The sequence below is a fragment of the Mycolicibacter minnesotensis genome, from assembly GCF_010731755.1.
Lineage (GTDB): Bacteria > Actinomycetota > Actinomycetes > Mycobacteriales > Mycobacteriaceae > Mycobacterium > Mycobacterium minnesotense.
This window is the reverse complement of the sequence record NZ_AP022589.1, coordinates 2,129,878-2,143,905: the sequence shown is the minus strand read 5'-3', so window position 1 is coordinate 2,143,905 and position 14,028 is coordinate 2,129,878. Positions and strand designations below refer to the sequence as shown.

Sequence of the window (14,028 nt, the reverse complement as noted above, 5' to 3'; positions counted from 1 at the left end):
TCAGCCGGCGCTGCCCCGAAGGCCGCCGAAATAGGTGGCCGCTCCCGCTGCATCGCCAGCGGCGTAGTTGATCCCGGACTCACCGACACCCACACCGGCGCGGCCCAGCTCGGCGGCACCCTGAGCCGCCACCGCGGCGTGCTCGCTGCCCTGCGCACTGAAACCCGCAGCGGTCTGCAGCGAGACCGGGTCGATCGCCGGCGGCACCACCGCGGTGATGAGCGGGGCGGCGCTGGCCTGCGCGGCGGCCAGACGGGCGGTCAAAGCCTCGACCGCTGCACTGGCGGCAGCGAGGCCTTCCGGAACCACGTTGAGCGTCATGACAGATTCTCCTTCCACACTGCGATCCGCATCAGCCGGTGAGGCTTTGGCTGAATTGGGGGTTGACGAGTTGTAGGTAGGTGGGTTCGTCGTTGTCGGCTAGGAGGATTGCGCGGCCTGCGGGGAGGCGGGCGAAGCGTTGGCCGCGGATTTTGCCGCTGTCGGCGGGATTGCCGGAGAGCATCAGGGTGGTGGCTTGTAGGTCGTTGAGGCGTCTGAGGAGGGGGTTGGTCATCAGTGCGTGGCCGGAGCCGGTGGCGCGGCCGGTGACGATGACGCGTAGTCCCAGATCGGTTGCTTGGGAGAGCAGTTCGATGAGGGTGGTCCAGGGACGTTGCCCGGCGTAGGGCCCAGACAGCGCTGGGGTGTCGGGGATCGCATCAACGTCGTCGATGATCAGGTAGTGGGTGTGGCCCTCATAGCTCCAGGCCGCCAGATCGGTCGCAGACAAGCCCGCCGGGGGGCGTCTGGAGCCGATCAACGCTGATAGGCCCAGCATCGCGGGGATGACCCGGTCAACGTTGGCGGTGTACTCATTGTCGGGATAGAGGGGCTCATCGACGAGGTGCAGGCGCCGGTCGATGACGGTGAACGCGACCTGCTCAGCCGTGTTGTTTTCGCGCACGGTGCGGATGAGGTGCCGCAGCAGGCTGGTCTTGCCTGACTTGGTGTCACCGAGCACCAACAGCAGGGGGTTGGTGGTGAAGTCGACCTGCACGGGTGCCAGGTCCTCTTCGCGCACCCCGATCACCACATGTTCTGGTGCGGGGTAGAGGGTTCCGAGTTCTTCGGGTGCCAGGTTGGTCGGCAGCAACCGCACCGGGGGTGCAGCCAAGCCGGGGTGGCGGGCGTTGATCGCAGCGATCTGCTCGAGGTCGGGTTGGGCGATCAAGAAATGCTCGGCGGCCATGGTCAGACCGCGACCGGGCTGGTTGGCCGGCACGGCTTCAGCTGGGCGGGTCAACGCGCCGGCAACACGCACGTTGGAGTCGCGGGCATCATGGAGTTTCAGTTCCAGGCGCAGGCCCAAACCGTCACGCATCGCCAACGGCACTTCCAGCCAGCTGGGGGTGGTGACCACGACATGGATGCCGTAGGCCAGCCCCACATTGACCAGTTCAGTGACCTTGGCCAGCAACGGGTTGCGGGTGTTGAAGGCATCGGTGTTGTCGCGGCTGAATCCATAGAGGTTGTCGATGATCAGGAACACTTCACCGTAGCCGTCGTTGAAGGCACCGATACTGCCGTCGCGGAACGCTTCACGTTGCTGACGTGCGGTCAACAACTGCTCGAGTTCCCCGAACGTGCGGCGGATCTTGTCCGGTTCCAGCCCTGAGGCCACACTGCCCACATGAGCCAGCCCGTCGAGGGCCCGCAGCTGCCCGCCCCCGTAATCCACGCAGTAGAAGCTGACTTCCCGCGGGGAATGCAGTGCTGCGGCCGAGAGGATGAACGTTTGCAAGGCGGTGGTCTTACCCGACTTGGGGCTGCCATGGATGAGCAGGTTGCCCGAGGCGGAGCGGGCATCAAAGACCAGTGGGTCACGACGCATGTCGAAGGGCTTGTCGATCTGCCCCAACGGCCACCGCAACGCCCGCTCGGAGATCCCCGCGGTGGCCAGGGTCGCCGCCAACGGGATCGGCTCCTCCAACGGCGGCAACCACAACGGTGGCGCCTGGGGCCCATACCCGGCCAGCTGATCCCCGATGGTGGCGATCAACTTGCGCGGCGCCACCTCGATGAACTCCTCAGCGTCCACGATCGTGGTGTCCTGCCCGGAGTCGACGACCCCCGCGGTGAACAGTTTCGGTTCCGGTAGCGCATTGATCACCACCGCCCGCGATCGCCGTGGCGGGTCATAGATCCCATCGACATAGGTGGAACGGAACTTGATCGGCGCCGCCCCCGGGGCCGGCACCAAAAAGCCCTCACCTTTATGTTCTTTACCCGATTCGATGTGATAGGCGTCCTCGACACCGATGATCTGACGCGACACGCTCGCCGAGGCGACCTTCAACCCGATCCGATACGACGTGTTCTTGTCGATGTCTTTGATCTTGCCGACATCCAACGTCTGCGACGCGAACAAGATATGGATCCGGAAGGAACGGCCCTTACGGGCGACGTAGTCGAACAACTCGGCGTACTCGGGATGATCGGCCAACATCAACGTGAACTCATCAGCAACGATGAACAGGGTCGGGATCGGCGCCAGATCATGACCGGCCGCGATCGCCGCCTCATACTCAGTCACCGAGTTAAACGCACTGCCCTGAACCCGGCGGCCCGCCTCCCGCAGCAACAACTCCCGGCGGGCGACCTCACCACGCAACGTGTCCGCGAACCGATCGGCTAGGGACTTCTTCTCGGCCATGTTCGAGATCACCGCAACGACCTGCGGGAAATGCCGGAAGATGTCCGCGCCGGCCTCACCCTTGAAGTCGGCGTAGATCACGATCAACCGATCCGCCGAATGCGTCGTCAGCAACGACAACAGGATCGACATCAACGTCTGCGACTTACCCGAACCGGTCATACCGATCATCAAGCCGTGCGGACCCATCCCACCCTCGGCCTCATCCTTGAGGTCGAAGTACAACGGCTCCCCGGTCGCGGTCACCCCAATCGGCACCCGCAGCTCGTCCTCACGACTACGGGGGGACCACAACGCCGGCACATCCAACTGCGAGGCATCAGCAATGCCCAACAACGTGGTGAACGTCGCACCCCGAGTGCCCGCCGACCGCAACCCGGCATGAGTGGGATTGGAATCCCAGCGTGACAACCGCCGGCCCAAATGCCCCACATCAGCAACACTCACACTGTCAGCGGCATCCACAAACCGCACCCAACCACCGGTCTGCCAGCGATCAATCGCCTCCCCACCCGCAGTCACCCGCAAGATCGGACGCTCCGGGTCGGGGTACTGCTCACGATGCGGAGCACTGGCACCGCCCACCACAATGACCGTCACCCCAGCACGACCGGCACCCAACACCGAGGCCGCCACATCAAAATTCGGGTCATCAACAATCACCAACAAGTGCCGCACCGCATCAGCAGGCTCACCGGTAAACGGTGGACGTGTCGCCAACACCGGCGCCAACAATCCCACCAACTGCTCACCACTGGCCGCCAAATACCGGGCCGGGCCCACACCATCAACCGCACCCGCAATATCAGTGTGCGGCAACCACTTCAACCACGACCACGCCGGAGATTCCAACTCCGGCGACGCCAACGCCACCCCCAACATCGTCGGGTCATGCCAGCACACCGCCTGAGCAAGCCACGCCCGCACCGCCGCACGCACCTCATCGCCGGCCTGCTCACCCTCACCAAGCACCGTCACCCGCGACACCGACGCCACATCCAAGCCCACCGGCACATCACGCACCGTGCGCTGGGTATCCAACAAACTGCGCAGAGCACTGTGAGACACCGGCTCCAAATCAATCTCATCAGCGGTATCAGCCACCCGCACCGCACTAGCCAACCCCACGACATGGCGGCCCGTGCGCACCACCAGGAAGTCCTCATCGTGGGGATCGCGTTCCCACTGCCGACGCGAACCCGGCACCGCCACCAAATCCACCGGATCCGGATGCGACCACTCCGCTGCCGCCCGCTGCTTCGCCGCCGAACCCCGAATGTTGTCGCGGACCACCGACAAATACCGCAGATAGTCCGCCCGCTCAGCATCCACCTCAACAGTGCGGGACTTCTTGTCCCCACCCCGATAAATACCCGCAGCCGCCACCAACAACGCGAACGGGAAGAACAGCATCACCGGCGAGATCAACCGCATACCCGTGGCGAACATGGCAATCACCATGCCCACGATCAACAACACGATCACCACCGGCAACGCCCGCTGCAAAAATGACGCCGCAACCAACCGCGGCAACTCCGGCGGCGGCTCCACAGTGATCGCACCCCGATCCACCGGCGGGACCGGCAACCGACGACGTGCCTCAAAAATCAAACGACTCATCGGGTCTCTCCCCCGCTAGAACCAACCGCTGACACCCGACGACCCGGCCGCGCATCCGGCGCCAAACCGTCATGAGCCAACAACGCATCCGACCGCGACAACGACGGCCCCACCGCAAACTGCGACAACACCGACCACGGAATCGGCACCGCAGGCTCACTCAAACCCAACGCCGACACCGTGTCACCCTCACCACCAGTGGTGCCGCCCTCAGTGTCAATGCCATAACGCACACCCGTGTCAGAAACCCAAAACAACGGACCTGCAACCGGATCCGCTGCCGGATCACCATTAACGCTCTGCACGAAATACCCCGAACCTGCAGGCAACGCCACCCGAGCAGCAGTCCCACCCACACCAGCACCCACCAAATCCAACGTCGCCACACCCTCACGCAACGGCAACACCGAACCCGACAACAACACCAACGAACTCGTCGACGCCCCCACAGCCCTAACCCACTGCGCACACGTCACCGGAGCCGACACCACATCCACCACACGCACCGGACGCTCCGGAAAACGCGACACATCCAACAACCCCGACACCGGCAACCGCGCAACATCATCAGCACCCAACACCGGCGGCCGATCCAACCCCTGCGAATCCGAATTACGCAACACCGCCGCCAACACACCCGAAATCGGCTGTAGCCCATCCTCAAGCACCGCGTAGTAACGCAGCACGCTGTCGGACTGCCCCTCCAGAGAATGCGCGGCCACCACGGCACCGACCGGCGCGGCAACGCGCAAGTCGAACGACGGCTTGTCGCCGGCGCCGGGGATCACCGGCGCCACCAGAGCGGGCGCCTCCGGGATCGCATTGAACAGTCCGGTGGCGATCGGGCGTGGGGTGGGAACCGCCGAACCCCGGTCGCCGAGTCCCAGGGCACCGGTGATGGCGTGGTCGGCCAGGTCGATCCGGCTGCGCTTGCCGTTCCACAGCAGCCATGCGCCGGCACCGTTGTCGACCAGGACTGCCTGCTCCGGGTCGAGCGCGCGGGCGCGAGAACCACTGTTGTCCAACGGCCCTGCGATCACCGTGACCCCGGCAGCGGAGCCGGTCACCGAGTCGCATGCCGTCCAGTCGGCGTCGCGAGAGCCGCTCTGGACCATGCGTTCCGGGGCGCCGGGAATACCGATCAGATTGCCGCGGGCGAACTTGTCCAGCGCAGCGCTTTTCACCGTGGTCGGGTTGACGGGCCGACCCGCGATGAGTCGCGCGGAGGTCAGGTTCAGCACCGGATGCAGCTGATCGCCGACCCGGACATACAACGCCGAAGTCGATCGATCGGCCAGCACCGGATCGTTGTTGGCCGCACTGTTGGGCCAGATCAGGGTGAAGACGAAGCAGCCGCCGACCACCGTGGCGAGCACCAGGAGACCCATCAGGACCGCCCGGGTCTGCGAGCGCAGCGGCTCCACCAGCATCCGGGTGTCGTGCAGCGCCACTCCGGAAGCGATCCGCCGCATGACGAAGCGCCACCCACTGACCTGGTGCTTGGTGACGAACCCGCGTCGGTACTCCACCCGGTCGGGGTTCTCGTTCACCGGAGTGCGAGAGGCGAAGGAACGCCGCCCGTCCTCAGTTTCATCGAACTGCTCGCTCATGCCTTGCCCTCCAGGCCCAGGCCGCGCAGCAACGGTGCCACCGAGTTACGAACATCGTCGGTCGTGATGGTCATGAGCTCCTCATCGGTGAACAGCCCGGTGCCGGACTGTTCGGAATGGTCAAGCCGGAATTCACGCTCTTCTTCGGAGCGCTCCACCAGGTTTCGCACGAACCGGCCGTTACCGGCGATGTCGAGGCTGCGCCGATCAACACCATTGGCATCCGGGCTCGACGCCGCCGCCAGTTGCGCGAACAGTGTCTGCATCTCACTGAGGGCGTCCGGCTCGAAACGGCTGTCGCGATGCTCGGCCATCTTGTAGGCGATCTCCACCAGCTCCGACGGCTCGTACGAGGGGAATTCGATGCTGCGGGTGAAGCGCGAGCGCAGACCTTCGTTGGTGTCGAGGAGCCGGTCGAGGTCGGCCCGGTAACCGGCGACGATCACCACAAGGCGATCCCGGTCGTTCTCCATCCGCGCCAGCAGCGTGTCGATGGCGACCAGGCCGAAGTCGTTCTTGGCACCGGTGGCCACCAGGGCGTAGGCCTCATCGAGGAACAGCACGCCGTCCAACGCGCTGTCGATGATCGCGTTGGTCTTGGCCTCGGTCTCCCCGATGTGCTGACCGATCAGGTCGGCGCGGTGGACCTCTTTGATGTTCTCTTTCTTCAACAGCCCCAGGCCGCAGTAGATCTTGGCCACCACGCGGGCGATGGTGGTCTTACCGGTTCCGGGCGGGCCCGCGAAAACCAGGTGGTGCGCGCGCTGACCGACGGCAAGCCCGTGTTGCTTGCGCACCACTTCCATGGCCACCGAGCTCTTGAGGCGCTGCACCTGGTTCTTAACCTCGGCCAGACCGATGAACTCACCGAGTTCCCGCTCGGCCTCGGCCAGAAGCTCAGCCTTGCGTTCGTGGGCGGACGGGTCGACGAAGTCTTCAGCCGTCGGCTCGGTCGCGGGGTCCCAGGGATCGGTGCGGGCTTCGATACGGGCCGCGGTGGTCGTGACGATCCCGAAACTGTGGTCCAGCAAGGCATGCTGGACCTCTTCGTTCTCCGGATTGGCCGCGTAGAGGTCCTGCAGCACCTCCGCCGCGGACTCTTCATCGTCCTGCGCCCGCAAGATAAGACCCTTTGCCAGCGCGCCATCGGTGGCGGCGACAGCGATCGGGCCCTCCGGCTCCTCGAGGTAGGACAACGCCGGCGCATACATACCCAGCCGGGCCAAGGCGATCCCCAGCGCGATCTTGGCGGCGTGCGAGAACAGCTCGTCGCGGTCTGGATCGTTGACGATCGGCGTCAGCAGCTTGACCATTTCTGACCAGCGACCGGCGTGGTGGTTGACCGCAATCGCCATCCAGCGAGCGTCATTCCAGTCGGGACGGCGCTTGCTGATCTCGGCGACCACTGCGTTGGCCTCGGCGCACCGGCCGGCCATCGCCAATTGTGCGGCGTGGGCCAGGTGGAAGTCGTCGGCTTCGGTGGCGCGGAACTTGAGGTACAGCCCGGTGTCGTAGTGGAAACCCAGAGCTCCCGGCTTGAGTTCCAGGCGCCGTTGCAACGCTCCGGAGCTGGCGGCAGTCTGCGAGATGGCAGCCAGCACTCGCGGGGACTGGTCACCCGCGGCGGCCAGGCCGGTCCACGCGTCACATTGCTCGTGGGCGACCCGCGTCAGCGCGACGAAACCGGTGCGAGCAGCTGCCAGGTCGGCGGGCCGTTTGCGCTGGTAGACCTCGATACCGAGGGCCCGACAGCAGGTGGCGAACCGGCTGACCGTCTCCTCGTCCACCCGGGGTTGCGGGGTGAGCACAGCCGCATCACCGTTGTTCATGCGTGACTCGCCCCTTTGCTGTATTTCCTTGAACCAACCCGGCTGAAGTTAGCATTGCATAAGCTAACTTGTCGAGATCGATCGAGACGCTCGCCGGGCGACATTCGTCACCCCTGAACGCGGACTTCGGGTCCACGAATCGCGCACTGACGCGCCGACGCCGTCCCAACCCATCACCGACTCCTTATTGAAAACCATTTTCGTTAAATGTGCACGGTACCGCATGGCGAACTCGTCCTCCACAGCGGTTCGCCAACCGATGGCGGACCGCAACTACTCCTTGACCGCCGAGACCAACGAGTTCCGCGCGACCATCTGACCGGCTGGGGTGGCCGGGTCCGGGACGGGCCGACCCAGCCGCCGCAGATACTCGGCCAGCGGTGTGGCGACCGCCGCCCATCCCCGAGCCCCGAACCACTGGTCGGCGGGTGCATGTTGCTCGTTGTAGACCAACCGATGAAAGTTGCGGGTGTCGTCGCCGGCCGCGACTTCGGCCGCTACCGCAGCGTCAAAGTCGTCCTCGGGCATCGGGGCACCGTCCTCCACTGCGACGTGACTGCCCGGGGCGGCCAAGCCGTCGATCCCGGCGAACAACAGCTGCTGCGCATCGGCGGGCAGATAGATCAGTAGGCCCTCGGCAATCCACGCCGAGGGCCTGGTCGGGTCGAAGCCGGCGTCGCGCAGCGCCTGGGGCCAGTCCTCACGCAGGTCGACAGCCACTTCCCGCCGTTCGGCAGTCGCCCGGATGCCACGCTGAGACAGCACATAGCTCTTGAAGGCGAGCACCTGCGGCTGGTCCAATTCGAAGATCGTGGTGCCGTCCGGCCAGGGCGACCGGAAGGCCCGCGAGTCCAGTCCGGACGCCAGAATCACTACCTGACGTATGCCCGCCGCCACGGCACCCCGGAGATAGTCGTCGAAGTAGCGGGTGCGGGCGCCCTGGAAGTTGACGAAGTGCTGACCGAAATCGTTGGTCAACAATTCATGGTCGGGCTGGTTGCCGTCCAGCACGGCGGCCCAGTCCCCGCGGGCCGCCCGGCAGAACAGCTCGGCGTAGGGATCGACCGCCAGCGGATCAGGCTTGGCGGCCTCCAACGCTCTGGCGGTCGCCACGAACAAGGCGGTCGAACCAACGCTGGTGGTGATATCCCAGCTGTCACCTTCACTACGCATCAGAGGCATTCCACCGACCCTACGCTGGAGTGACCACGGAAAATGCCGGATAAACGCTGTTGAAACGGCCCAGGACCCGACAGCGTGCGTTCACCGTCACCGTGTCGGTCTCCTGCGCGGACTGAGCACCGAACGCCGACTCCGACGCGCCCACCTGCGGCATATGCGCATCCCACAAACTCATCACCACACCCCATTCGCCCATTCCATTAGTCGTAGGCAGCGCCGGTGAAGTTCCCCGGATGCCGACTTCAGGACCGAAGGTCTGTCATGGATGCGAAGCTGCACCTGCGCGCCGCGGCCGATCAAGGGCGATGACGCCGGTAGGTGGGCCTCAGCCGAGCTGGTGCAGCTGGAACGGCCGAGAGGTCAGGGTGCTTCCCGGGCACTCTCCGTCGGAACTGGTCGTGACGACACCGCCGAGCGACACCGGGTCGATCATCACCCCAATCACGGTCGGCACATAGCTGCCGTCCGCGCAAAGCCCACCGTCGGGCTTGGTGATGCTGAAGTGCCACTCCCCATTGATCAGCCTCATCGGACTTGTCCAGCCCTGGTTGCTGCTCACGGTCCCATTGCAGTCGACCTGGCTACAGCTGGTGGCTATCGTCCAGGCGAACTCTTCGTCAGCGCCCTGGAAGACACCGTTGATCAGTGGCGGTTCCGCGAACGCCGTCCCGGCGCAGCTGACCGCGGCGGCCCATATGACCATCGCGCGGGCAACGTTGCGGGTAGGGCGCCGAAAAGGACTGCGAAAAAGGGTCATAGTGATCGAGGAATGTATCAGAGTTCCACTTCATCGCACCTGTTTTCCACGTTCAGTGGATGATCCGGTCAGCCCTGCTGTAGACGTTCATGGACTCTCCGCGCAGGAACGCTATGAGCGTCATACCGGACTGCGCGGCGAGGTCGACCGCCAGCGAGGATGGCGCGGAAACCGCTGCCAATAAGGGTATCCCGGCCATCACTGCCTTTTGCGTCAGCTCGAACGACGCGCGCCCGCTGACCAACAGGACCGTGCCGGTCAGTGGGATCCGGCCATGTTCGACCGCCCAACCGATTACCTTGTCCACCGCGTTGTGCCGGCCGATATCCTCGCGCACCACCAGTAACTGGGCATCTTTGTCGAACAGTGCTGCCGCATGCAGACCGCCGGTACTGTCAAACACCTTCTGCGCCTCACGGAGTCGGCCCGGCATGACGGTGATGGCCTGCGCCGAAACGGTTACCGGATCGTCGCCGGGGCAGTGTCGACTGACCGTCCGAACCGCCTCCAGCGACGCCTTTCCACAGACGCCACACGACGACGTTGTGTAGAAATTGCGCGTGACGTCAATCTCGGGCAGCGGGACACCGGGGGACAAGACGACGTCGAGAACGTTGTAGCTGTTCACTCCGTCCGCATCGGCACCTGGGCAATACCGGATGGTCGCAATGTCGTCCCGTCGGGCGATCACCCCTTCGGTCAGCAGAAACCCTTGTGCGAGTTCGATATCGGAGCCCGGGGTGCGCATGGTAACCGTCAAGGCGCTGCCGTTGAGCCTGATCTCCAGCGGCTCCTCCACGGCCAGCGTCTCAGACCTGTCCGCTGCACGGCCACCTAGCAGGTGACGGGCACTACGGCGGGTGGTCACCCGTCCCATCGTCACCTGGCCTTCTGGATTGTCGTCATCTATCGGACACAGCACGTCGAACTCGGGCACCCGAAACACTAATGGCGGCCGTGATAGGCGTCCAGCTTCTTGCCCGGACCCTTTCGTCATCTCGGGGCCTGCGCCTCGATGTGTTGTCTAGGCTCTACGACGATGACCAGAACCGTATTGCGTACCTGCGGCGGTCTGTTTCGTGGACGGTCGGACCTGCTCGGGACCGTTGTGTGGCCCAGCACGCAGACCGCACTGGCCGCGGGCTTTGCCTGGTATCTCGCTCGCGATGCACTCGGGCACCCTGCCCCGTTCTTTGCTCCGATCGCGGCGGCTGTGTGCATGTGGGCGACCAACGTGGTCCGCGCAGAACTCGCGGTCGAGATGATGGTCGGCGTCGGCTTGGGGATCGGTTTGGGCAGCGGCGTGCACAGGTTCCTGGGCACCGGCCCGTTCGCGATGGCCGTTGTTGTCTTCGCCTCGCTGTGCGCAGCGTTGTTGGTCGGGAGACGGTTCCTCATCCAACGCCCGATGTTCGTCAATCAGACGGTGATCTCGGCGATCCTCGTGCTGGCGTTTCCGCACGGTGGTGTCGGGGCGGAACGACTGTTCGATGCCCTGATCGGCGGTGGGATCGCGGTGATCTTCAGCGTGGTTCTGTTTCCGAAGAATCCGCTGGCGGTGTTGCGCGCTGCCCGTACCGAGGTGCTGGCCACGCTGCGGGTGCTGCTCAGCCAGCTCGATCACCGATCCGGGGATCCGAACTGGCTACAGCCGGTGGCCGCGCAGCTCTACCACCGGCTGGCCCGCCTGAGCGAAGCCCGTGGCACCGCCGAGCAAGTAGCGCAGATCTGTCCGTTGCGGTGGTCCTTGCGCGACGCGACGCGGGTCGCCGATCGACAAGCCGCTCAACTGTCCCTGCTGGCCGGTTCAGTCCTTCATCTCGCGCGCGTCGTGACCGAGGCCGGCCAAACCGTCACCGAACCGACCGACACTGCCATCGACGAGCTGGCCGCGGCGGTCGCCGCCCTGACCGGCGGAGCCTGGACTCCCGCTGCGTCGCACGCTCAGGCGGCCCGTGACCAGCTTGTGGCGCCCGGGGGCGAAGTGCTGCAGGCCGCTGCCCTACACACCTGCGTCGACGAGCTCGACCTGCTGATCGGTCTCGCCATCCCGCCTAGAGCGGGCTAGGTGCTGGCCGGAACCCGGCGATCGGCTGCCGTTTTGGGCGTGACGTGCGCTTCGTCGCCGGTGAATTCTTTGGTCCAGCAGGCGAATTCCAGGGTGATGCCGTCGGGGTCCTGGAAATAGAAGGAGCGGACATAGACGCCGGGATGCAAGGTCGGGCTGGCCTGCCACTCGGACTCGTCGTGGTTGAGGACCGGCCCCACCCGAACACCCTTCTCCTTGAGTCGCTGGCGGTAGGCATCGAACTTGTCCGCCGGCACATGGAAGGCGAGGTGATTGAGTGTGCTCACGGCACTCGTGATCTCGCCGATCCCGGGTATGGCGGCCGGCGACGAGATACCGGGAACCCGGTCAGGGGCGTCGCGGAACCAGAAGAAGGCCACGCAGTCCCCGTTGCCGGCGTCGAAGAAGAAGTGCTGACCGATGCCCGCGGGCAGGTCCAGCGACTTGATCAACGGCATGCCCAAGATGTTGGTATAGAAGTCGACGGTGCGTTCCATGTCCGAGCACACCATCGCCACGTGGTTGATCCCACTGATTTCGAACTCGGTGTTGACACCGTGCGGCTTGATCATTGCAGCTACTCCTCTGGTCAAGATCTGAAACTGAATCTAACATCAGATTTAGATCTGATCCAGGCCCACTGAGACAGGAAGTCCGATTCGGTGCCGAAATCCTCCGAACAACCCGTCCGGCGGGCACCGCTGCCCACCCACCGGGGCCGGCGCACTCAGGCTGCGATCGACGCGGCCGCGCGGGCAGTGATCGCCCGCAAGGGAGTTCTGGCAACCACCATCGCCGACATCACGACCGAGGCGGGACGCTCAGCGGCATCGTTCTACAACTACTACGACTCCAAAGAGGCGATGGTCCGGGAGTGGGCATTGCGTTTTCGCGACGAGGCCGGCGAGCGGGCCTCGAACGTCACACGACACGGCCTGACCAATCGGGAACGGATCGAACAGGCCACGGCCGCACATTGGCACACCTACCGCAATCGATTGGCCGAAATGGTGGGTGTCTCCCAGCTGGCGATGGTCAATGACGACTTCGCCCGCTACTGGGCAGAGATCTGTGCGGTGCCTGTCGGTCACATCACCGAGACGGTGAAGCGCGCGCAGTCGGAGGGTTTCTGCACCGATGACGACCCGGAGTTGCTGGCCGTGGCGATCGTGTCGATGCTCAACCAGTTCTGCTATATCCAGCTGGCCACGCCCCGGCATGGCGCCGACCCCGACGACGCAACGTGTATTCGCACGCTGGCCAACGTCTTCTACCGGGCCATCTACACCGAGGAGAGCTCCTGAGCATGACGCTGAAAGTCCTGGCGCACTTCATCCCCGGTCCGAAGGTGCTCGAATTCGTTGCACCCGAATCGGATTGGCTAGACATCCGATGGTGCGCCGCTGACGATGACGCAACGCTACATCGTGAGCTGGCTGACGCAGAGGTGCTCTGGCACATCCTGCGCCCGCTCTCGGGCGACGACCTGCGAAGCGGTCCGGCGCTGCGGCTGGTGCACAAGTTCGGGGTGGGCATCAACACCATCGACGTCGATGTCGCAACACAGCGTGGGATCGCAGTGGCCAATATGCCCGGCGCCAACGCCGCCTCAGTCGCCGAGGGCACTGTGATGCTGATGCTCGCCGTGCTGCGGCAGCTGTTGCCACTGGATCGGGCGACCCGACAGATTCGCGGCTGGCCCACCGATCCCGATCTCGGTGAACGCTGCCGGGACATCGGCGGCTCCACCGTGGGCCTGGTCGGCTTCGGCAGCATCGCGCAGCGGGTGGCCCAGATCGTGGCCGCCATGGGCGCCCAGGTGCTGCACACCAGTACCCGCGACGACGGCACGCCGGGCTGGCGCCCCTTACCGGAGCTCCTGGCGGCAGCCGACATCGTCTCGCTGCACGTTCCGCTGACCGCTACTACCGAGGGGTTGATCGACCACGCGGCCCTGGCGCAGATGAAGTCCGACGCGGTGCTGGTCAACACCTCTCGTGGGCCGATCGTCGATGAGGCCGCGCTGGCCGAGGCGTTGGGCCGGGGGCGGCTGGCCGGCGCGGGCCTGGACGTCTTCGCCGTTGAGCCGGTGACCGCCGACAACCCCCTGCTCGGGCTGGACAACGTGGTGCTCACCCCGCATGTGAGCTGGTACACCGCCGACACCATGCGGCGCTACCTGACTGTGGCCGTCGACAACTGCCGCCGGCTCCGCGACGGACTGCCCCTGACCCACGTGGTCAACCAACCGACTGGTTGTTAGATTC

12 protein-coding genes are annotated in these 14,028 nt (G+C 65.0%); 3 read left to right on the top strand and 9 right to left on the bottom strand.

Going from position 1 to position 14,028, the window contains the following annotated elements; all coding sequences use genetic code 11:
• The 8 genes from G6N09_RS09895 to fdhD form a co-directional block, all read right to left on the bottom strand.
• Positions 1-321, bottom strand: a complete 321-nt coding sequence (locus tag G6N09_RS09895; RefSeq protein ID WP_083022517.1) for a PE family protein — start codon at positions 319-321, stop codon at positions 1-3.
• A 31-nt stretch (positions 322-352) separates the two neighbouring features.
• On the bottom strand, positions 353-4,315 hold the full coding sequence (gene eccCa / locus G6N09_RS09890; protein WP_163752754.1) for a type VII secretion protein EccCa: 3,963 nt from the start codon (positions 4,313-4,315) through the stop codon (positions 353-355).
• Positions 4,312-5,925: a type VII secretion protein EccB gene (gene eccB / locus G6N09_RS09885; protein ID WP_163752752.1), complete on the bottom strand. Its 1,614-nt coding sequence runs from the start codon at positions 5,923-5,925 to the stop codon at positions 4,312-4,314. The genes eccCa and eccB overlap by 4 nt, the downstream gene beginning before the upstream one ends.
• Positions 5,922-7,754, bottom strand: coding sequence for a type VII secretion AAA-ATPase EccA (gene eccA, locus G6N09_RS09880; RefSeq protein ID WP_083026537.1), 1,833 nt, complete (start codon positions 7,752-7,754; stop codon positions 5,922-5,924). The genes eccB and eccA overlap by 4 nt, the downstream gene beginning before the upstream one ends.
• A gap of 273 nt (positions 7,755-8,027) precedes the next feature.
• The gene (locus tag G6N09_RS09875) at positions 8,028-8,927 is read right to left on the bottom strand and encodes a class I SAM-dependent methyltransferase (protein WP_083026593.1); all 900 of its coding nucleotides are present in this window, start codon (positions 8,925-8,927) and stop codon (positions 8,028-8,030) included.
• A 19-nt stretch (positions 8,928-8,946) separates the two neighbouring features.
• Complete coding sequence (locus G6N09_RS09870; protein ID WP_163752750.1) at positions 8,947-9,111, bottom strand: hypothetical protein; 165 nt, start codon at positions 9,109-9,111, stop codon at positions 8,947-8,949.
• Positions 9,112-9,261: 150 nt separating this feature from the next.
• Entirely contained in the window at positions 9,262-9,639 is a 378-nt protein-coding gene (locus G6N09_RS09865; RefSeq protein ID WP_083026533.1) for a hypothetical protein, read from the bottom strand.
• A 106-nt stretch (positions 9,640-9,745) separates the two neighbouring features.
• Positions 9,746-10,570 carry a formate dehydrogenase accessory sulfurtransferase FdhD gene (fdhD, locus tag G6N09_RS09860; RefSeq protein ID WP_083026590.1) on the bottom strand — a complete coding sequence of 275 codons (825 nt, stop codon included), beginning with the start codon at positions 10,568-10,570 and terminating at the stop codon, positions 9,746-9,748.
• A 162-nt stretch (positions 10,571-10,732) separates the two neighbouring features.
• Between fdhD and G6N09_RS09855 the strand changes: the two genes are divergently transcribed.
• On the top strand, positions 10,733-11,761 hold the full coding sequence (locus G6N09_RS09855) for an FUSC family protein (protein WP_163752747.1): 1,029 nt from the start codon (positions 10,733-10,735) through the stop codon (positions 11,759-11,761).
• On the opposite strand, the gene G6N09_RS09850 is transcribed toward G6N09_RS09855, so the two are convergent.
• The gene (locus G6N09_RS09850) at positions 11,758-12,333 is read right to left on the bottom strand and encodes a VOC family protein (RefSeq protein ID WP_083026531.1); all 576 of its coding nucleotides are present in this window, start codon (positions 12,331-12,333) and stop codon (positions 11,758-11,760) included. The genes G6N09_RS09855 and G6N09_RS09850 overlap by 4 nt on opposite strands.
• Before the next feature lie 90 nt (positions 12,334-12,423).
• Between G6N09_RS09850 and G6N09_RS09845 the strand changes: the two genes are divergently transcribed.
• The gene (locus G6N09_RS09845; protein ID WP_083026528.1) at positions 12,424-13,065 is read left to right on the top strand and encodes a TetR/AcrR family transcriptional regulator; all 642 of its coding nucleotides are present in this window, start codon (positions 12,424-12,426) and stop codon (positions 13,063-13,065) included.
• 2 nt (positions 13,066-13,067) lie between these two features.
• Positions 13,068-14,024 carry a 2-hydroxyacid dehydrogenase gene (locus G6N09_RS09840; protein ID WP_179959823.1) on the top strand — a complete coding sequence of 319 codons (957 nt, stop codon included), beginning with the start codon at positions 13,068-13,070 and terminating at the stop codon, positions 14,022-14,024.
• Positions 14,025-14,028: the final 4 nt, after the last annotated feature.

Bases quoted from the DNA above. Each gene is read 5' to 3' on its own strand.
- G6N09_RS09895 (WP_083022517.1), bottom strand. From the start codon at position 321: ATGACGCTCAACGTGGTTCCGGAAGGCCTCGCTGCCGCCAGTGCAGCG.
- eccCa (WP_163752754.1), bottom strand. From the start codon at position 4,315: ATGAGTCGTTTGATTTTTGAGGCACGTCGTCGGTTGCCGGTCCCGCCG.
- eccB (WP_163752752.1), bottom strand. From the start codon at position 5,925: ATGAGCGAGCAGTTCGATGAAACTGAGGACGGGCGGCGTTCCTTCGCC.
- eccA (WP_083026537.1), bottom strand. From the start codon at position 7,754: ATGAACAACGGTGATGCGGCTGTGCTCACCCCGCAACCCCGGGTGGAC.
- G6N09_RS09875 (WP_083026593.1), bottom strand. From the start codon at position 8,927: ATGCGTAGTGAAGGTGACAGCTGGGATATCACCACCAGCGTTGGTTCG.
- G6N09_RS09870 (WP_163752750.1), bottom strand. From the start codon at position 9,111: ATGAGTTTGTGGGATGCGCATATGCCGCAGGTGGGCGCGTCGGAGTCG.
- G6N09_RS09865 (WP_083026533.1), bottom strand. From the start codon at position 9,639: ATGGTCATATGGGCCGCCGCGGTCAGCTGCGCCGGGACGGCGTTCGCG.
- fdhD (WP_083026590.1), bottom strand. From the start codon at position 10,570: ATGGGACGGGTGACCACCCGCCGTAGTGCCCGTCACCTGCTAGGTGGC.
- G6N09_RS09855 (WP_163752747.1), top strand. From the start codon at position 10,733: ATGACCAGAACCGTATTGCGTACCTGCGGCGGTCTGTTTCGTGGACGG.
- G6N09_RS09850 (WP_083026531.1), bottom strand. From the start codon at position 12,333: ATGATCAAGCCGCACGGTGTCAACACCGAGTTCGAAATCAGTGGGATC.
- G6N09_RS09840 (WP_179959823.1), top strand. From the start codon at position 13,068: ATGACGCTGAAAGTCCTGGCGCACTTCATCCCCGGTCCGAAGGTGCTC.